This window comes from Kitasatospora sp. NPDC059827 (genome assembly GCF_042731675.1).
Lineage (GTDB): Bacteria > Actinomycetota > Actinomycetes > Streptomycetales > Streptomycetaceae > Kitasatospora.
This window is the reverse complement of the sequence record NZ_JBHWIV010000011.1, coordinates 89,422-106,590: the sequence shown is the minus strand read 5'-3', so window position 1 is coordinate 106,590 and position 17,169 is coordinate 89,422. Positions and strand designations below refer to the sequence as shown.

Annotated in this window: 17 protein-coding genes; 6 read left to right on the top strand and 11 right to left on the bottom strand. The window is 74.6% G+C overall.

What is annotated here, in order from left to right; all coding sequences use genetic code 11:
• Window positions 1–23 precede the first annotated feature (23 nt).
• Window positions 24–1,262, top strand: a complete 1,239-nt coding sequence (locus ACFV8H_RS09915) for an MFS transporter (RefSeq protein ID WP_380398086.1) — start codon at window positions 24–26, stop codon at window positions 1,260–1,262.
• A gap of 7 nt (window positions 1,263–1,269) precedes the next feature.
• Here the strand turns inward: ACFV8H_RS09915 and ACFV8H_RS09910 are convergent, their stop codons facing one another.
• Window positions 1,270–1,707 (bottom strand): DUF4259 domain-containing protein, encoded by a 438-nt coding sequence (locus ACFV8H_RS09910; RefSeq protein WP_380398084.1) that lies wholly within the window; start codon window positions 1,705–1,707, stop codon window positions 1,270–1,272.
• A 112-nt stretch (window positions 1,708–1,819) separates the two neighbouring features.
• On the opposite strand from ACFV8H_RS09910, the gene ACFV8H_RS09905 reads away from it, so the two are divergent.
• Complete coding sequence (locus tag ACFV8H_RS09905; RefSeq protein ID WP_380398082.1) at window positions 1,820–2,626, top strand: nucleotidyltransferase domain-containing protein; 807 nt, start codon at window positions 1,820–1,822, stop codon at window positions 2,624–2,626.
• A 76-nt stretch (window positions 2,627–2,702) separates the two neighbouring features.
• Window positions 2,703–3,260: a hypothetical protein gene (locus ACFV8H_RS09900; RefSeq protein WP_380398080.1), complete on the top strand. Its 558-nt coding sequence runs from the start codon at window positions 2,703–2,705 to the stop codon at window positions 3,258–3,260.
• A gap of 101 nt (window positions 3,261–3,361) precedes the next feature.
• Here the strand turns inward: ACFV8H_RS09900 and ACFV8H_RS09895 are convergent, their stop codons facing one another.
• On the bottom strand, window positions 3,362–4,993 hold the full coding sequence (locus ACFV8H_RS09895) for an LCP family protein (RefSeq protein WP_380398078.1): 1,632 nt from the start codon (window positions 4,991–4,993) through the stop codon (window positions 3,362–3,364).
• Window positions 4,986–5,558: a DUF6542 domain-containing protein gene (locus ACFV8H_RS09890; RefSeq protein ID WP_380398076.1), complete on the bottom strand. Its 573-nt coding sequence runs from the start codon at window positions 5,556–5,558 to the stop codon at window positions 4,986–4,988. The genes ACFV8H_RS09895 and ACFV8H_RS09890 overlap by 8 nt, the downstream gene beginning before the upstream one ends.
• A gap of 257 nt (window positions 5,559–5,815) precedes the next feature.
• On the opposite strand from ACFV8H_RS09890, the gene ACFV8H_RS09885 reads away from it, so the two are divergent.
• Together ACFV8H_RS09885 and ACFV8H_RS09880 are read left to right on the top strand one after the other, a co-directional pair.
• Window positions 5,816–6,022, top strand: coding sequence for an antitoxin (locus ACFV8H_RS09885; RefSeq protein WP_380398074.1), 207 nt, complete (start codon window positions 5,816–5,818; stop codon window positions 6,020–6,022).
• 82 nt (window positions 6,023–6,104) lie between these two features.
• Window positions 6,105–6,863 carry a lytic transglycosylase domain-containing protein gene (locus tag ACFV8H_RS09880; RefSeq protein WP_380398072.1) on the top strand — a complete coding sequence of 253 codons (759 nt, stop codon included), beginning with the start codon at window positions 6,105–6,107 and terminating at the stop codon, window positions 6,861–6,863.
• A gap of 13 nt (window positions 6,864–6,876) precedes the next feature.
• Here the strand turns inward: ACFV8H_RS09880 and galE are convergent, their stop codons facing one another.
• From galE to ACFV8H_RS09855, 5 genes are all read right to left on the bottom strand, one after another.
• A complete protein-coding gene (gene galE / locus ACFV8H_RS09875) occupies window positions 6,877–7,893 on the bottom strand; it encodes a UDP-glucose 4-epimerase GalE (protein WP_380398070.1) in 1,017 nt (338 codons plus the stop codon).
• A gap of 158 nt (window positions 7,894–8,051) precedes the next feature.
• Window positions 8,052–8,684 carry a hypothetical protein gene (locus tag ACFV8H_RS09870; protein WP_380398068.1) on the bottom strand — a complete coding sequence of 211 codons (633 nt, stop codon included), beginning with the start codon at window positions 8,682–8,684 and terminating at the stop codon, window positions 8,052–8,054.
• A 173-nt stretch (window positions 8,685–8,857) separates the two neighbouring features.
• Complete coding sequence (locus ACFV8H_RS09865; protein ID WP_380398066.1) at window positions 8,858–11,083, bottom strand: RICIN domain-containing protein; 2,226 nt, start codon at window positions 11,081–11,083, stop codon at window positions 8,858–8,860.
• Window positions 11,084–11,518: 435 nt separating this feature from the next.
• On the bottom strand, window positions 11,519–11,968 hold the full coding sequence (locus tag ACFV8H_RS09860) for a hypothetical protein (protein WP_375886857.1): 450 nt from the start codon (window positions 11,966–11,968) through the stop codon (window positions 11,519–11,521).
• A 109-nt stretch (window positions 11,969–12,077) separates the two neighbouring features.
• On the bottom strand, window positions 12,078–12,842 hold the full coding sequence (locus tag ACFV8H_RS09855; protein ID WP_380398064.1) for a sigma 54 modulation/S30EA ribosomal C-terminal domain-containing protein: 765 nt from the start codon (window positions 12,840–12,842) through the stop codon (window positions 12,078–12,080).
• 465 nt (window positions 12,843–13,307) lie between these two features.
• Here ACFV8H_RS09855 and ACFV8H_RS09850 point away from each other — a divergent pair, with 465 nt between their 5' ends.
• Complete coding sequence (locus ACFV8H_RS09850) at window positions 13,308–15,851, top strand: cytochrome P450 (protein WP_380398062.1); 2,544 nt, start codon at window positions 13,308–13,310, stop codon at window positions 15,849–15,851.
• A gap of 25 nt (window positions 15,852–15,876) precedes the next feature.
• On the opposite strand, the gene ACFV8H_RS09845 is transcribed toward ACFV8H_RS09850, so the two are convergent.
• From ACFV8H_RS09845 to ACFV8H_RS09835, 3 genes are all read right to left on the bottom strand, one after another.
• On the bottom strand, window positions 15,877–16,044 hold the full coding sequence (locus tag ACFV8H_RS09845; protein ID WP_380398060.1) for a DUF6126 family protein: 168 nt from the start codon (window positions 16,042–16,044) through the stop codon (window positions 15,877–15,879).
• A gap of 64 nt (window positions 16,045–16,108) precedes the next feature.
• Window positions 16,109–16,453: an ArsR/SmtB family transcription factor gene (locus ACFV8H_RS09840; protein WP_375886846.1), complete on the bottom strand. Its 345-nt coding sequence runs from the start codon at window positions 16,451–16,453 to the stop codon at window positions 16,109–16,111.
• A gap of 220 nt (window positions 16,454–16,673) precedes the next feature.
• A complete protein-coding gene (locus tag ACFV8H_RS09835) occupies window positions 16,674–17,165 on the bottom strand; it encodes a hypothetical protein (protein ID WP_380398058.1) in 492 nt (163 codons plus the stop codon).
• Window positions 17,166–17,169 lie beyond the last annotated feature (4 nt).

Here is a 17,169-nt window from a genome sequence, read left to right as displayed (position 1 = left end):
TGCCCGTCGAGGGGTTCCCGCTCATGACCTCCCCCGCTCCCACCGGCCGACCCGGCCCACCCACCACCGACGCGACGCGCACGGCCACGCCGCCGCGTGGCCTGTCACCGGCCGTGGCCTGGCTGCTCTCCGTCGCGTGCGGCCTGGCCGTCGCCAACGTCTACTACTCCCAGCCGCTGCTGGACCTGATCGCCCGGGACTACGGCATCGACCCGGCCACCATCGGCCTGGTCGGCACCCTCACCCAGGTCGGTTACGGGCTCGGCCTGCTGCTGCTCGTCCCGCTCGGTGACCACATCGACCGCCGCGCCCTGACCACCGCCCAACTCGGGCTGTCCGTCCTCGCCCTGCTCGCCGTCGCCGTCGCACCCTCCGCTCTGCTGCTGCTGGCCGCGATGGCGGCCGTCGGGGTGCTGGCCGTCGTCGCCCAGGTCGTCGTCGCCCACTCCGCCTCGCTCGCCGCGCCCGGCGACCGGGGCCGGGTGGTCGGTACCGTCACCAGCGGCATCGTGGTCGGCATCCTGCTCGCGCGCACCGTCGCCGGGACGGTCGGCGACCTGGCCGGCTGGCGCGCCGTCTACCTCGCCTCCGCCGTCGCGACCGGCGCCATGGCCTTCGCCGTCGCGGCCGTCCTCCCGCCCGACCGCCGCGGCCCGACCGAGCGGATCCGCTACCTGCGGCTGGTCGGCTCGGTGTTCACGCTCTTCGCCGAGGAGCGCGTGCTGCGCGTGCGCGCCGTGCTCGCCCTGCTCACCTTCACCGCCGTCACCGTCCTGCTCACCCCGATGGTCCTCCCGCTCGCCGCACCGCCCTTCGAGCTCAGCCACACCCGGATCGGCCTGTTCGGACTGGCCGGAGCCGCCGGGGCACTCGGCGCCGGGCGCGCGGGACGCCGGGCCGACCGCGGCCGCCGTCACGCCGAACGCACCGCCGGCCTCGGCCTGGTGGCCATGCTCGCCGCCTGGCTCCCGGCCGCGCTGCTGCCGCACTCGGTGTGGTGGCTGGTGCTCGCCGTGGTCGTCATCGACTACGGCCTCCAGTCCGTGCACGTGGTCAACCAGCACCTCCTCTACCAAGTCCGCCCCGAGGCCAGGAGCCGCCTGACCGCGGGCTACATGCTGCTGTACTCCGTCGGCTGCGGAGCGGGCGCGATCGCCTCCACCGTGGTGTACGACCACGGCGGCTGGCACGCCGTCTGCGCGCTCGGGGCCGCCACCAGCCTCGCCGCGCTCGCCTACTGGCGGGCGGCGCAGCGCAGTTGAGTCGACGTCACACGCCGGACAGCGGAACGCCCGCCGTCGGCTCCACCGGTGCCAGGATCTCCCGCAGGGCACGTATCCGCTCCCGCCACGGCCCATTGGCTCCCGCCTCGTCCCACAGCGCTGCCAGCTCCGACTCCTCCGCCACCACCCGGTCGAGCGCCCCGACGGCGAGCGGGCGCAGCTCGACGGGCAGCGGGCCGATCGGCTCCTTGGGGCCGTAGGCGGTCGTCACCGCCCCGCCACCCGGGCACTGGGCGGCGACCAGCGCCGCCGCCGCGACGGCCTGCGCGCCCTCGTCGTCGTCCAGGTACTCCGAGCTCCGGGCGGCGCGCTCCAGCGCCGCCCGGACGAGGCCCGCGCGCTCGCCCGGCGCGGCGTCGTCGAGGCCACCGGCGAAATCCGCCGCGGTGTCGTTGTCGAAATGACCGATGTCCCAGGTGCCCATGAGAATTCCCTCCGTGTTCGTGTGCAATGGATGCTGGCACGCCCCACTGACAATTCGCCCGGGCCCCGGAAATCCGCTGGTCAACCACGTGACGGTGCGGCAGGGTTCGCCCATGGACATTCAGGGACTGGACGAGGACGGGTACATCGCGCGGGAGGGATCGCTGGAGCGCGTCCGGCCGGAGTTCGCGCCGGTGGTCGCCGCCGCGCGGGCGCGGATCGCCGCCGCCTTCGGCCCGGACCGCCTGCACGGCGCCTACCTGTACGGCAGCATCCCGCGCGGCACCGCGCTCCCCGGTGTCTCCGACCTCGACCTGCTGCTCGCCCTGCACCGGGAGCCCACACCCGACGACCGACGGGCGGCCGACGCCCTCGAAGCCGCCCTCGACGCGGACTTCCCGCAGGTCGACGGCGTCGGCGTGCTCCTGTTCGGCACCGGCACGCTGCTCAGCGAGCTGGAGCGGCACGACCTGGGCTGGTTCGTCGCCTGCCTGTGCACCCCGCTGCTCGGCGAGGACCTCGCGGGGCGACTCCCCCGCTACCGTCCGGACTCCCTGCTCGCCCGCGAGACCAACGGCGACCTCACGCTCGCCCTCCCCCGCTGGCGCGAGCGACTGGCCGCCGCCGATTCGGACGCCCGGCTCACCGCACTCAGCCGCGCGGTCTCCCGCCGACTCGTCCGCACCGGCTTCACCCTGGTCATGCCCCGCTGGGGCGGCTGGACCAGCGACCTCACCCTCTCCGCCGAGGCCTTCGCCGCCCACTACCCCGACCACGCCGACCGGATGCGCCTGGCCGCGGCCGTCGCCCGCACCCCCACCACCGACCGCGCGGTCCTGGCCGCCCTCATCGACGGCCTGGCCCCGTGGCTGGCCGCCGAGTACACCGCCGTCCACGGCGAGAAGGCCCCGCGCCCTTGACCGCCGTGCCGCCCGCACCCGGGCCATGATGCGCGGAGCAGCCCAAGGCAGGACACCACCGGACACGGAGCGAGCAGTGCTGAACCACCAGGACCACACGAACGGGGCGGAGCCGCGTGCCCTGCTGATCACCGGCACCGTCGGAGTCGGCAAGACCTCGGCCGCCGACGCGGTGGGCGACCTCCTCCAGGAGGCCGGTGTGCCGCACGCGGTCATGGACCTCGACCGGCTCTGCCAGGCGTGGCCCGCCCCCGAGGGCGACCCGTTCAACCTCGGTCTGCTGCTGCGCAACCTGCGCGCCCTGACCGCCAACTACCGGGACGCCGGGGTGCGCCGGTTCGTCCTGGCCGGGGTGGCCGAGAGCATCGCCGAGCGCGACGGCTACCGGGCCGCCCTCGGCATGCCGCTCCAGGTCTGCCGCCTGACGGCGGCCCTCCCCGTCGTCCACGGTCGGCTCAGGCGCCGGCACGAGGCCGACAACGACCCCGAGTCCCTGCCCTGGCACCTGGAGCGCGCCGACGGGCTCCACCGGATCCTCGATCAGGCCGGCGTCGCGGACTTCACCGTCGACACCACCCGCCTGCCGCTCCCGGCCGTCGCCTCCGCCGTGCTCAGGACGGCCGGTTGGACCTGAGCGCTCGGGCCTGACCCGAAGCACGATCCGACCCGAAGCACGATCCGACCCGACACCTGGCGCGTCCGGCGGGCGGCCCCGCCGGACGCTCGTACCGCGGGTCAGTCCACGCAGGGGATCCCGCCGGCCTTGACCGCCGGCCCCTGCATCGGCAGCCCGGCGGCCGGGTCGGCGGAGCCGTCGGCCGGCGCGGGGGCGCCCGAGGCGGTCGTGGCCGGGGTGGGGGTCGCGGTCCGGGTGCCGGCGAGGGTGACCAGGACGTGGCCCGCCGGGACGGCCGAGGACGGGACGGCGGTGACGCCGTACCGGGCGGCGACCGCCTGGGCGTCGGTCTTGGCACCGGTGCCGTAGGTCACGGTGGTGGTGCGGATCCGCGCGGGCGCGTCACCGATCCGGCCGGCCTGGTAGCCGAGGTCGACCAGCGCCTTGGACTCGGTGGCGGCGGCGCCCGCGCCCGCCGCCGCGTTGACGTCGACCACCGACTTGGGCGCGGCGCTGGGCGAGGGCGAGGGCGGGGCCGTCTCGCCCGGGGCGCCGCCGGGCGCCGCGGCCGGGGCGGCGGGCGCCTGTTCGCGGTTGAAGAGCTGCCGGACGATCTTCTTGATCAGGTCCGGGTTGACGGTGTTGACCTCCTGCCCGCCGACGGTCTTGAACCCGGTGATGGGCAGGGTGTTGAACTCGACGTTGCCACCGGTGAGGTTGGGCGCCTGCTGGGCGAAGTCGAGGATGTTCCACTCGTTGTCGATCACGACGTCCTTCTTCACCACCCCGAACAGCTTCTGCATCTGTCCGAAGTCGTTGAGGATGCCCTGCTGCTTGAGCTTGTACTCGACGGAGGAGATGAACGCCTGCTGCCGGTGGGTGCGGTCGAGGTCGCCGTTGGTGAGGTGGTGGCGCTGGCGGACGAAGGACAGTGCCTGGGCGGCGTCCAACGAGCTGATCCCGGCGGGCAGTTTGAGGCCGGTGCCGCCGCCCTCGTGCGCGGCGGTCCGGGCGATGATCGGATCGTCGACCGGGTGGTTGAGGCAGACCTGGATCGGTTCCACGGCCTTGGCGATGTCGTAGAAACCGATCAGGTTGACCTCGGCGAAGTGGTCGATCGGGACGTCCAGGAAGCTCTGCACCGTCTGGATCGTGGCCGAGCGGCCGGCCTCCCGGCTCTGCCGTTCCAGATCCGCCTTGGAGAGGCCCTTGCCCGCGAGCTTCGACTCGGCGGCCTCCTTGGCGATGCCGTAGGCCTCCTTGATCTTGTGCATCTTGCCGTCGGCGCCGACGGTCTGCACGTAGTCGTCACGCGGTACGGACAGCGCGGTGACCTTCCCGCCGTTGGCCGGGATGTGCAGCACGATCAGGGCGTTGGTGTTGTAGCCGCCGATCTCGCTGGAGCCGGCGTGCAGTTCGTCCTCGACGAACTGCTTGGGCAGGTCGTTGCCGTCCATGTCCTTGCGGCTGTCGAGGCCGATCAGCAGCAGGTTGACGGACTTGTCCAGGTGCGGCGGGGCGTTCTTCTTCGCCTCGTTCAACGCACCGGACTTGATCATGCCGTCGTCCAGGCTGCGGTACTCGTACCAGGTGAAGCCGCTGGCGCCGAGCACGGCGACCGAGACGGCGCAGGCCAGGGTGCGGCCGGCCACGGTCAGCGGGGCGGGCCCGCGACGCGCGGCGGAGCCACGGCGCGGGGCCCGGCCGCGCGGGCGCTCGGTGTGGTTGGTGCGGTTGGTGCGGTCAGCCACGGCGGCCCCGTCCGCTCGGGGCTCCGGCCCTGGGGGGCCGGCGGCGGTCCAGCACCGCGCGCACCACGATCACCAGCAGCGCGACCACCAGCGCCGTCGCCATCACCGGGAACGCCTCGACCACCCAGCGCACCGCGCCGGTGCCCAGGCCCTTGCCCTGATACTTGTCGGGATCGGCCCCGTACTCGACGGCCGAGGCCGTCAGCAGCACCACCAAGGGGGTCGCGGTCAGCACCCACCAGCGGCCGCTCCGACTGCACAGCACGGCCGCGACGCCGGTGCCGAGCACCGCGCCGACCGCGAACAGGACGCCGACGCCGGGGCCGCCGAGTTCGTCGCCGATCCCGCCGAGCAGCGGCAGCCCGACCGCGGCGAGCGCGGCGACCGGTCCGCCGCGCCGACGGGCCTGCTGCCTGCGGCGCGAGGTCCCGGCGCGCTGGGTGCGGGCCTGCCCCGACGGGTCGGGGTCACCGCCGGCCGCGCGGGAGCGCTGGGCGGGCACGGCGGGGTCCTCGATGCGAGGTCCCGCGTCCTGGTACGGCGTTCTCGCCCGCTGGCCGGCCATGCGCACTTCCCTCGATCGTTTCGGCTGCGGCGGCGAGACCACGCCGCCCCTCGTGCCGGGACGCCATCCGTCCGCTGGCAATTCCCGCCGTCTACAGGCCTGTAGAGGCTGGTCTGGAGCATACAAACCCATTTCAGCAAAGTCACTCGCCGCCGTTCCGCAGCGGCGGACCGCCCGGCCGGCCCTCGTTAGGATGACCATGATCCCCGCCACGTCGGCACACCAACAGGAACGCACAAGAGGAGTAGAGCGTCACCATGTTTGAAAGTCTTAAGAACATCGCGGACAAGGCCACCGACCTCGCCCGCGAGCACAGCAACGTGCTCGGGCAGGGCCTGGAGAAGGTCGGCGACGTGATCGACGACCGCACGGACGGCAAGTACAGCGGGCAGATCGACACCGGCGTCGAGAAGGCGAAGGACTTCCTGCGCAACCTCGACGGCGACGCGAAGTCCGCCGAGTAGGACCGGCCGGGCCTCCCGCGGGGCGCGAGCGACCGTACGACGGTCGAACTGGATGACGGGCGAACGGGGAGGGCCGACGGCGGTGAGCGAGGAGCAGAAAGGTCCGCGCTGGGGGCGCTGGATCGTGATCGGCGTCCTGGCGGCGGCCGGGTGGGGCATCGTCCGCAGCGGCGGCCACGAGCCCGGGGCCGCTTCGGCGGCGCCCTCGTCCTCCGCCGCCGCCCCGTCGTCCGGCGCCTCCGGTTCGGCGGGCGCCGGGTCGGGTGCGGGCGCGGGAGCCGGGTCGGGAGCAGGCGCGGGAGCCGGGTCGGGAGCCGGGTCGGGCGGGTCGTCGGCGGCTCCGTCGAAGCCCTCCGGCCGCTACGAGCCCGCCGACTACGCGGCGCCGGTGCGCCAGTACGCGGCCGAGGCCGGGGTCAACCCCCAGCTGCTGATGGCGATCCTCTACAACGAGGCGTACAAGCCGCACGACCCGGACTTCGAGCGGGCCTGGCAGCGCGGCAAGCCGGACGCCGCCTTCGGCATCGCCAACATGCACCGCGCCGCCTTCGACGACACCAAGCCGGGCCGCCCGTTCGCCTCCCGTCGTTGGGAGGAGCTGCCGGACGACCGCAACCTGGCCGTCCAGGCAGCCGCCTGGCACCTCCACGACCTCGCCGAACAGCTCCCCGCCAAGGTGGGCGCCCCGCTGAACAAGGACGAGCTGCTCGCCCTCGGCTACAACGCCGGGGCGGGCAACATGCTCGCCTTCGCCCGGGGCGTCAAGATCGGCCCGCAGGCGCAGTCCTACCTGGACCGCCTGCACGACAACTGGGCGAAGTCCGGCGAGGCCGTGAAGTAGCGGTTGCGGCCGGTCAGTTCGCGCCGAGCTGGGTGGCCCACTTGGCGCGCCAGGCGAGCGCGTCGGCGACGCCCTCGGCCAGGGTGCGCCGCGGCGACCAGTCGAGCAGCTCGCGGGCGGCGTCGACGGAGGCGTAGCAGCCGATCACGTCACCCGGGCGCGGGCCGGCCTCGCGGACGTCGAGCTTGCCGCCGACCGCCTGTTCGAAGGCGGCGACCAGCTCGCGGACGGTGGTGCCCTCGCCCGTCCCGACGTTGATCGCCCGGAAGCGGTCGGCGGCGTCGGGGGCGATCACCTCGTCGAACCGGAGCAGCGCCGCGACGTGGGCCTCCGCCAGGTCCTGCACGTGGACGTAGTCGCGGATGCCGGAGCCGTCCCGGGTCGGCCAGTCGACGCCGGTGACGGTGAACGGGGTGCCCTCGGTGTGGGCCTCGATCAGCTTGCCGAGGGCGTGGCTGGGGTTGAGGTTCTGCAGGCCGGTGCGCAGCCGGGAGTCGGCGCCGACCGGGTTGAAGTACCGCAGGGTGATGACCCGCTGCCGCTCGGCGCCCTCGCCCCGGGTCCAGTCCTGGAGCACCTGCTCCATCATCAGCTTGGTGCGCGCGTACGGGCTGTTCGCCTCCAGCGCGGAGTCCTCGTCGACCCGGCCGTCCGGGGTGGGCGCGTAGATCGAGGCGGAGCTGCTGAACACCACCCGGGTGCAGCCGTGGCGCTGGAGGGCGTCGAGCAGCTCGACGGTCTTGGCGACGTTCTCCCGGTAGTAGAACAGCGGCTTGGCCACCGACTCCGGGACGACGATCCTGGCCGCGCAGTGCACGGTGGCGTCGATGTCCGGGTGTTCGGTGAAGATCCGGTCCAGCAGGGCGGCATCGCCGATGTCGCCCCCGTAGAAGACGCGGTTCTCCACGAACTCGGCGCGGCCCTTGGACAGGTCGTCCAGGACGACCGGGGTGATGCCCCGGTCGAGCAGGACCGAGGCCACCGTGCTGCCGATGAAGCCGGCACCGCCGGTGATCAGGACCTTCCTCATGCGCGGATGCTCCCTTGCGATCGGCCGGGCGTCCGGTGACGCCCGGTGATCGCTCAGACGTGCTTCGTGCGCCGCCGGTTCCCGTTTTGCCAGGGCGGCACGGATCACGGATCACGGGTCGCCGACGGCCGGCCGGGGCGGCGCCGTGCTCCGGCCCGTCAGCGGCGGGCGCGTCCGCGCAGCCAGAAGCCGGTGCCGACCAGCAGCACGGCCGCGGTGGCGGTGCCGATGGCGGCCCAGGTGGTGGCGTCGTCGGTGGTCTCGTGGGCGGGCGCGGCGGTGGTGGCCGCCACGGCCACCACGGTCGGGCCCGCGGTGGGCGTGGCGCCGGAAGGTCCGGCGGAGGCTGCGGGCGCGGCGGAGGCCGAGGAGTTGGCGGAGGCGGCCGCGTCCAGCGGCACCGGGTCGCTGATCGCCGCCGCCTCGACGTCGAGTTCGCGCTCGCCATGACCCAAGGAGGGGAAGGCGCAGTCGACGGAGATCTTCCAGTGCCCGGCGGGCAGCAACTCCCGGGTGGTGTACGTGCCCGGGCGGCCCGGCACGGCGACCAGCCGCCAGGGGCCGACGGTCCGGCCGTCGGCGGCGGTCGCGGAGAGCGTGCCGGCGAACTCCTCGGTGACCGGGTCGTGGTCGTTCTCCCAGGTGGCGACGGTGCTGACCCGGCCGTTCTGCTGGCCGGTCACGTCCAGGTGGACGGTGTCACCATGGGCGGCGGCGGGTGCGGCGGTGGGCAGGACGGCGACGGCGGCGAGGGCGAGGGAGGCGAGCAGCGGGCGAGTGCGGGTTCGCATGTCGGGCGGTCCTCGGCGGTGGGGGTGAGGGTAGGTGGAGCGGCGGCGCCGGGTGCGGCCGCCATCCGGTGGTGGCGGCCGCACCCGCTGTGCGGGATCGTACGGGCCGTGCGGGATCGTACGGGGCCGTACGGGTAGTACGGGGTGGTGCGGGATCGTGCGGTCGTACCGGGCTACGAGGTCTTCAGCAGCGACCAGTTCTGGTACGGCCGGCCGTTCGGCTGCTGCAACTCCAGCAGCCAACCACCGTAGTACCAACGGTCGCTGAGCCCGAGCACCAGACCGGATCCGTCAGCGGTGAGGGTGAACCCGCCCTCGGCGGCGTTGAGTTGCCACTTCTGCTCGGCGGTGTCGGAGCACGGCTGCTGCGCCACGTACTGCCCGGCCACCGGGGTGCCGCCGAGCTGCAGGCACTTGCCCGAGCGTGCGGACTTGATCCGCAGCGCACCGTTGCCGGCGTCCTCGAACTGCCACTTCTGGTTGGCGTAGCCGGTGCGCTGGTAACCGATCGCCACGGTTCCGTCGTTCATCGAGCTGCCCCACAGGTCGGCGGCCTGGCCGGTGAGGCCGTTGACCATGCTGTAGTGGGTGCCGGGCTGCGGGCGGCCGGCGTCGGCGAGGGTGCGGAAGTTCGCCGCGCGGCCGGGCTTGCCGACCGTTCCGGCGGCGTCGCGGACGGCGACGGCCACGGTGTAGCCGGTGCCGGGGGCCAACCGGACCACGCCGACCACGGTCGAGCTGACGGTACCGATGGTCCGGCCGTTCAGCTGGACGTCGTACCCGGCGGCGGAGGGAACGGGGTTCCAGCTCAGCACGACCGAGTTCTGGGTGATCTGACTCGTCGTCACATCGGGGCCGGCGCCGCCCGGGGCCGGGGTCCTGGTCGGCGACGGGGAGCCGGTGGGCGTGGCGGTGGGGCCGCCGGTGGGCGTCGGGGACGGCGAGGGCGTGCGGGTGGGTGTGCCCGTGGGGGTCGGACCCGTGCCGGTCGGGGTCGGGGTCGGCCCCGTGGCGGTCGGGGTCGGCGTGGGGTTCGGCCCGGTCCCGCCGCCGTTGCCCGCGATGAGGAAGCGGTTGTTCGCGACGTTCCAGTGCGTGGCCAGGTAACTGCCGGGCGCCGGCGAGGTGTTGTAGTAGTCGTCGTGGTTGCAGTCGAGCCGGTCGTCGTGCGCGCGGTCCGGGCAGGCGATCCGCATCTGCGGGTAGTACGGGGCGTCCGAGTAGCACATGATGTCCCACTCGTCCGTGCAGTGACCGGCCTTGCTGGAGTTGGGTGCGCTGTTGTTCACCGCGCCCAGGTTGTGGCCGAGTTCGTGCGCGGCGGTGGTTCCGCTCCAGCAGCCGGAGTCGGTCCGGCCGTACGAGGGGCCGAAGTTGCTGAGGTTGTCCTGGCCCGGGCGCTCGTCACCGGCGAAGGTGCCGATCCCGCAGTACACCTTGGCGTCGGTGAACATCATGTACTTGCGGTCCTTGCGGTTGAACCCCTGCGCGGCCAGGGCGCGGTTGCTCGCGTTGAAGTCCTGGATCTCGGAGTCGGAGATCTGCACGTTCAACACCGAGGCGGTGCAGTCGGGTTCGGTGACGAAGCGGACGTGCCGCACGCCGCCGGTCTCGGCGGCGCTGGCGTCGTAGATGACGTCGACGTCCGCGGCCCACTTCTTGAAGGAGGACAGGTACTGGGCGAACCGGTCGTTGCCGGGGGTGTGCACGTACACCACCTGGACGCGGTTGCCGCCGCTGCCGTCACCCTCGCAGACCAGGCCCGCTCCGGCGGCCGGGGCCGCAGCGGGCGGGGCGGCGGCGTCCTGCGCCGCGGAGCCCTGGCCGGCCTCGCCGAGCAGCGCCTTCTGGGCGGCGTCGAGGACGGGGGCGCCGCCCTTCAACAGATCGGCCGTGGAGGGTGGTTGGGCTCCGGCGGGCGGGGTGAGCGCGGGCACCCGGGCGGCCGGGGCGGCGACCGGCGGAACGTCCTTGCGGATGTCCACGTCCTTGGGCGGCGCGTCCGGGCCGTGGCTGCACTGGGCGCTGCCGGTGACCTCCAGCATGTTGCCGCAGCGGTCACTGGTCGGCAGGGTCAAGCCCGCGTAGACCAGGCCACGGTCGGGCTGGTCCTTGGGTATCGCCTTGGGCGGAGCGGCCTTCTCGTCCCGTTTCGGGGCGGGCGCCCGGGTGGCGCCCTCGGCGGTACCGGTCTCCCCCGGGCCACCGTCGTCCGCGACCGCGTCGAGCGGCGCGTCCGCCGCCGTGACGGTGCTGCGCATCGCCCCGGGCTCCAGCGCGGTGCGCAGGCCCAGGGTACCCGCGACCAGTCCGGCCGCGACCGCCACGGCGACCAGGGCGCTCCTGCGGGTGAACCTGCGGCGCCTGCGCCGGCGGAGTTCGCTGCTCCGGTGTCCCATCGCGTTCCTTTCCTCGTGCGACGGCCCGGACCCTGTGGTGAGGGGTCCGAACCTTCCGACACGAGGGAGAGCCGGTGGGACGGCGGGGAATAACAGAAACCTCTTGCGAAAGTCCCGATCCCGTTCGAAGCGAGGCCGAGCGGACGGGGAACGACAGGCGAGGCCCGGCAGCCCGGGCGGCGAAGTGCCGGGGAGCGCACTCGGGGGGTACGCGCTCCCCGGCACGGGGTGGTGGCGGCCACCCGGCCGGAACCCTCGGGGTCTGCGCCCCGGCGGGCCGTGTCGAATGCTAGACCTCCCGCCGGGAGCTGGCCAGCGCCCCGAACGGGGAAGTTTCCGCCCCGGACATGCCATCGCCACACGGGATATGACGATCCGTCACTTGGCTCACTCCAGACCTCGGGCCGACCCTCACACCGGCTCTCACCCCGGCTCTCAGGCCGCGACCCCGACCCGGGCCGGACCGCCGACCGCCGGTCCGCTCGCCACCCCCACCGCACCGCAGCCGCCGTGCAACCGGGCCAGCCCGGCGGCGAGCACCGCCCGGTCCCCGGCGAGCCACACCCGCAGCGCGGCGGAGAGCGCGGCACTGGCCGGGCCCGCCGACGGGCCGCCGGTGCGCACCAGCCGCTCGCCGAGCAACGGCAGCAGGTCCGCGACCGGTGCGGGCAGCCAGAGGGTGACCGCACAGGGCGCGGGCCGGGCCAGGACCCGCAGCAGCGGCAGCACCGAACCGTCGTCGTGCAGCGAGGGAATGACCTCCAGGAGCCCGTCGACCGCGACGCCGGAGACGTCGCCGCCGTGGCCGCGCGCGAGGTCCCGCAGCAGCGCCCGCTCGGCGGCGGTGATCCGGACGGTCAGCATGACCTCGTCATCGCAGTCCATGGTCCCGTTCCCCTGTCGTGGAGTTGGTGGCGTCTGGAGGGTGGTGGAGCCCGGCGGGAGGTGCAGTCCGACGGGCGGTCCGGCCCGGCGGGCGGTCGAACCTCGCGGATCAATCGCGCGCCGAGGGCATTCCTGCCCCGCGACCGCCCTCCGCTACCGGCGTTATCAGGCCGTAGTGCCCGTCGTAGCGGCGGTAGAGCACCCGGGCGCGGCCGTCCTCGGGGCCGGTGTGGCAGACGAACGGGCGCCCGGTGAGCCAGAGCCGGCGGGCCGCTTCGGCGAGGTCGAGCACCGGCACCGCGTCGCCGCCGGTGGGCCAGGGCTCGACCGCGCCGCTCAGCGGGCAACGGTGGACCAGACCGTCCCGTCCGGTGTCGGCGTCCAGGAACAGGTGGAACCGCCGGTCCAGGAGCAGCAGTTCGCGGGCCGCCTGCTCCTGGGTGCGGCGGGCGGGCACGACCGCCTTGTGCCGGGCGATCCGCCGCCGGGCGAGCGGCCGGTCGGCGTACTGCGGCCGGTAGGCGCTCTCGTGCACGGCGGCCAGACCGATGTCGCCCACTTCGCGCAGCCGGACCGCCCGGCCGGCCAGGGTGCCGAGCACCAGGTCGACGGCCTCCCGGGCGGTGCCGGTGGCCAGCTGGACCCGGACCGGGCCGGTGCCGTCCAGCTCGACGTCGACCTGGGCGAGCGCGGGCCGGGTGAGCATGCGGTCGCGGGCCCGGGTGAGCCGCAGCCGCAGTCCGTGGGCGTCGGGGCCCAGGAGCGCCGCGGTGTCCTGCGCCCGGCTCCGGGCGTACTCGGCGTCCTCGCGCGGCAGCTCGCCGCGGACCTCCACCCGGACGTCGAGGGCGGGCCGGTGGCGCAGACGGGTCATCAGGTTCCTCCTTCTCCACCCACCATGCTGGCGTCCCGGCGGCCGTGCGGCGAGGGTCCAAAGACCCTCCCGCCGGGGCCCGGTACGGGCCACCGGACGGACGGCATCGGCGCAGGTCAGGGCGATGGAAGCGGGCCGCTTCGACGCCGGGCGGAGGACCGGGCCGAGGGTCGGGCGAAGGACCGGGCGGAGGGCCGGGCGACGGACCGGGCCGAGGGCCGCCCCGAGGGCCGGGCGGCAGGCCTGACGGACGGACGGGCGCAGCGCCGACACGATGATCGTCCGTTGGAGTGATCCGGGCGCGTTCGGCGCAACGCCCGTCGCACCGGCGCGTTTCCCATGGCGTGCGCCCTCTGCCCCTGGCGCACGCGGGCTCCGCACTCGCCGGCCCCCGCCACCCGGCCGGCCGGCCGGTGCCTTCCCCCGGTACCGCCCGCACCGGCCCCTCTGGTGAGAGGAAGTGTCATGACCCTGCCGACCAACGCCCTGCTGGCAGAGACACGGAAACGGATCGTCCCCCCGAGAACCACGCCACCCCCCGCACCCGCCCCCCGAGCCGCCGTCCCGCCGCTCGCCCCCGGCGCCCTGCCCGGCCTCGGCCACGCGGCCGCCCTGCTGCGCGACCCGCTCGGCTTCCTCGGCTCGCTGGCCCGCCACGGCGGCGTGGTCCGCATCCGGCTCGGGCCCCGCACCGTCTGCGTGGTGACCGACGCCCGGCTGGTCCACACCCTGCTCGTCGCCCTCGCCCACGACTGCCCGCGCGGCGCCGTCCAGGACACCCTCAGGACCGCCTTCGGCGACGGCCTGCTGATGTCCGAGGGACAGGCGCACCGCGACCGCCGCCGGATCATCCAGCCCGCCTTCGGCCCCGACCGGACGGCCGGCTACCTGGCCGTGATGCACCAGGTCACCGAGGAGCGGGCCGGCCGCTGGCGCCCCGGCCAAGTCCTCGACGTGGCCAAGGAGATGAACCACCTCGCGCTGGAGATCGTCACCCGCTCGCTGTTCGACGCCCGGCTCAGCGAGGACGCCACCCTCGCCTTCCACCGGGCGCTGCCCGACCTGGTGAAGGGCCAGATCGTCCAGTCCCTCTACCCTCACCCCGCCCTCGCCCGGCTCCCGCTGCCCGTCAACCGGCGCTTCGACGCCGCCGTCCGGGTGCTCAACCGGGTGGTCGACCAGGCCGTCAACGGCCGCCCCGGAAGCGGCCGGCCGGACCAGCGCGGCGGCACCCTGCCGGCCCTGCTGCGCGCCGCCACCGACCCGGCCACCGGCCGTCCGCTCACCGAGGCCGACGTCCGCTCCGAGGCCATCACCATGTTCGGCGCCGGCACCGAGACCGTCTCCACCACGCTCACCTGGCTGCTCGACGAACTCCTGCGCCACCCCGAGGTGGAGGCCCGGGTCCTGGCCGAACTGGACGAGCACCTGCCCGCCGGCACCACCCCCACCCCCGAGGCGCTCGCCCGGCTCACGTACACCCGCGGCGTCACCCAGGAGGTGGTGCGGCTGCACGCCCCCAACGCCTTCCTGATGCGCACCGCCCGGGTGCCCGTCGACCTCGGCCCGTACCGGATCCCGGCCGGGACCGAGCTGCTGTACAGCCTCACCGCGCTGCACCGCGACCCGCTGCGCTACGACGACCCGTCGAGCTTCCGGCCCGAGCGCTGGCAGGACGGCGGCGGGCTCGGGCGGCCGTCCTTCCTGCCCTTCGGGGCGGGCAAGCACAAGTGCATCGGCGAGGCCTTCGCCTGGGCCGAGCTGACCGTCGCGGCCGCCGCGATCCTGCGCCGCTGGCGGCCGGTGGCGGTGCCGGGGGCGCGGGCCCGGGAGGTGGTGTGGACCACCGTCCAGGCCCACGGCCTGCGGGTCCGGCTGGCGCCGCGTGGCTCCGCCGCGCCGAGTGCCGCCGTCTCCTCCGCCTCCGCCGCCTCCGCCCCGGCAGGGCGCGACGTGGCGGCGGACGCTGCGGTCACCGCAAGCACCACAGGCCTCGCACCGGCCGGGGCCGGCACGGACCGGCCGCACTCCGCCGGCTGTCCGCTCACCGCCACCGCGACCCGCCCCGGCGCGCCCGCCGCCGTACCCCTCCCCCGGCCGCCCGCCGAACTGCGCGCCGCCGCCGACCGGCACGCCGACTGGGCGGTCCGCCACGGCCTGCTCGCCCCCACCGAGCTCCCCGACTACCGGGCCTACGCCCTGCACGAGCTGATCGGCCACGCCTTCCCCCGCGCCCGGGGCACCGACCTGGACCTGCTGGTGGACATGCTGGGCTGGTTCACCGTCCTGGACGACCGCTTCGACGGCCCGCCCGGGCGCCGGCCCGCCGAGGCCCACGCGCTGGTCGACCCGCTGATCTCCGCCCTCGACGGCGACGCCCGCCCCGCGGCACCGGGCGACCTGCTGCTCACCGCCTGGCAGGAACTCTGGGACCGGCAACGCCGGTCCACCTCCCCCGACTGGCGCGCCCGGGCGGCCCGCGAGTGGCGCGCCTGCCTGGCCACCTTCCCCGCCGAGGCCGAACACCGCGCCCGCGGCACCGTTCCCGCCCTCGGCCTCGGCCTGGCCGACACCATGCGGCTGCGACGCCACGGCAGCTGCGTCTACCCGTTCATGAACATACTGGAACGGGTCCACGGCGCCGACGCCCCCGCCGCCCTGCACGCGGAACCCGCACTGCACCGCCTGCGCGCCAACACCGCCGACGCCGCGACGCTGATCAACGACCTCTACTCGCTGGAGCGGGAGGAACGGCAGAGCGCCGCCGCGTTCAACACCGTCCTCACCCTCCAGCGGGTCCGCGGCTGCACCCGCAGCCGGGCCGTGCGCGCGGTGCGCACCCGGGTCGGCACCCTGCACCGGGAGAACGAGCGGCTGCGCCGCGACCTGGGCCGCCGCCACCCGGCGGGGCGCTGGTACCTGGACGGCACCCGGGAGTTGGTGGCCGGCGTCCAGGCCTGGACCAGCACCAGCGACCGCTACCTGGTACCGGGCGACCGCGCTCGCTGACGGGCGTCGCGGACGGGCCGCACGGCTACTTGCGGTCGCCGAGGGCGAACAACAGCAGGACGAAGCCCGCGAACAGGTGGGTGGCGAAGATGTAGATGCCGGCGCGGATCAGCATCGCCTTGCGGCGGCGCTTCTCCTCGCCGGTGCTGTCGGCACTGTTGGCACTGCCCGTGCTGTCGGCGCTGTCACTCATGGAACTGCTCTCCTCGGGTCGGTCACGGTCGCCGCCGGTGGGCGCGAAGCTGCCGGCTGCGGACTCAGCGGGGCGACCGGCCACCGGCGGCGCGCAGCTCGGTGAGCAGCGCCCCCTGGTCGGTGATCAGCTCGGTCAGGATCCGCCGCGCCGCGCTGAGCAGCTCGGCGACGTCCGGGGTGCTGAGCGCGTACACCACCGTGTTGCCCTCGCGGGTGGCCGTGACCAGCTGGGTGCGGCGCAGCACCGCGAGCTGCTGGGAGAGGTTGGACGGCTCGATCCCGATCTCCGCCAGCAGCTCGCGCACCGGCCGGGGGCCGTCCTGGAGCAGCTCCAGGACCCGGATCCGGACGGGGTGGCCGAGGGTGCGGAAGAACTCCGCCTTGGCCTGGTACAGCGGGACCGGCATGGTCCGTTCCCTCCATCGATCCGGCTCGGTGGCGGCCTGGTCGCCCGGCCGGGCGGGGTCCGTGCCGCGGCCGGTAGGCATCATCGCGACGGATGAAGATTTCTTCAAGTCGTCACAGGGGAAGGTGACCTCTCCCACACCGAGGGCCGGGCCGGGACGGCACAGGGCCGGGCCCGGGACGCTGCCAACTCCCGGGCCCGGCAGTCTGAGTGACGAGCCGTCAGCAGCCTACAGGCAGTTCCAGGGTGACCGGGGCCGGTCCGCGCAAGCTGCCCTCCACCGAGAAGGAGGCGTGCACGACCGACCCGCAGGGCACGGTGGCACCGACCCCGTCCACCCGGACCGTGCTGACCCTGAACTCGGTGCGCCCGGCCACCGCACCGAGCGGGCCGACGCCGGCCAGATCGGCCGACAGCCGGGTGACCAGCGCCTGCGGGGCCGGCGGCCACGGAGTTCCCGGCGAGGGCGGCCCGGCCAGCCCGATCAGGCCGTACAGCACGACGGCGTCACCGGTGACGTCCGCGCAGACCCTGGTGGACAGTCCGGCCTGGAGGCCGGAGTGCCCGCAGGTGGTGACGGTGGCGGTCTCCTGCCCGGCGGCGGCCGCCGGCAGCGGCGCGCCCAGCAGCGCGACGGCACCGGCCGCGCCTGCCGCGATCCGGGTGATGCGGGTGGTGCGGGTGGTGCGGGTAGCTCGGGTGATGCGGTTCATGGCT

Bases quoted from the DNA above. Each gene is read 5' to 3' on its own strand.
- ACFV8H_RS09915 (WP_380398086.1), top strand. From the start codon at position 24: ATGACCTCCCCCGCTCCCACCGGCCGACCCGGCCCACCCACCACCGAC.
- ACFV8H_RS09910 (WP_380398084.1), bottom strand. From the start codon at position 1,707: ATGGGCACCTGGGACATCGGTCATTTCGACAACGACACCGCGGCGGAT.
- ACFV8H_RS09905 (WP_380398082.1), top strand. From the start codon at position 1,820: ATGGACATTCAGGGACTGGACGAGGACGGGTACATCGCGCGGGAGGGA.
- ACFV8H_RS09890 (WP_380398076.1), bottom strand. From the start codon at position 5,558: ATGGCCGGCCAGCGGGCGAGAACGCCGTACCAGGACGCGGGACCTCGC.
- ACFV8H_RS09885 (WP_380398074.1), top strand. From the start codon at position 5,816: ATGTTTGAAAGTCTTAAGAACATCGCGGACAAGGCCACCGACCTCGCC.
- galE (WP_380398070.1), bottom strand. From the start codon at position 7,893: ATGAGGAAGGTCCTGATCACCGGCGGTGCCGGCTTCATCGGCAGCACG.
- ACFV8H_RS09870 (WP_380398068.1), bottom strand. From the start codon at position 8,684: ATGCGAACCCGCACTCGCCCGCTGCTCGCCTCCCTCGCCCTCGCCGCC.
- ACFV8H_RS09865 (WP_380398066.1), bottom strand. From the start codon at position 11,083: ATGGGACACCGGAGCAGCGAACTCCGCCGGCGCAGGCGCCGCAGGTTC.
- ACFV8H_RS09860 (WP_375886857.1), bottom strand. From the start codon at position 11,968: ATGGACTGCGATGACGAGGTCATGCTGACCGTCCGGATCACCGCCGCC.
- ACFV8H_RS09855 (WP_380398064.1), bottom strand. From the start codon at position 12,842: ATGACCCGTCTGCGCCACCGGCCCGCCCTCGACGTCCGGGTGGAGGTC.
- ACFV8H_RS09850 (WP_380398062.1), top strand. From the start codon at position 13,308: ATGACCCTGCCGACCAACGCCCTGCTGGCAGAGACACGGAAACGGATC.
- ACFV8H_RS09845 (WP_380398060.1), bottom strand. From the start codon at position 16,044: ATGAGTGACAGCGCCGACAGCACGGGCAGTGCCAACAGTGCCGACAGC.
- ACFV8H_RS09840 (WP_375886846.1), bottom strand. From the start codon at position 16,453: ATGCCGGTCCCGCTGTACCAGGCCAAGGCGGAGTTCTTCCGCACCCTC.
- ACFV8H_RS09835 (WP_380398058.1), bottom strand. From the start codon at position 17,165: ATGAACCGCATCACCCGAGCTACCCGCACCACCCGCACCACCCGCATC.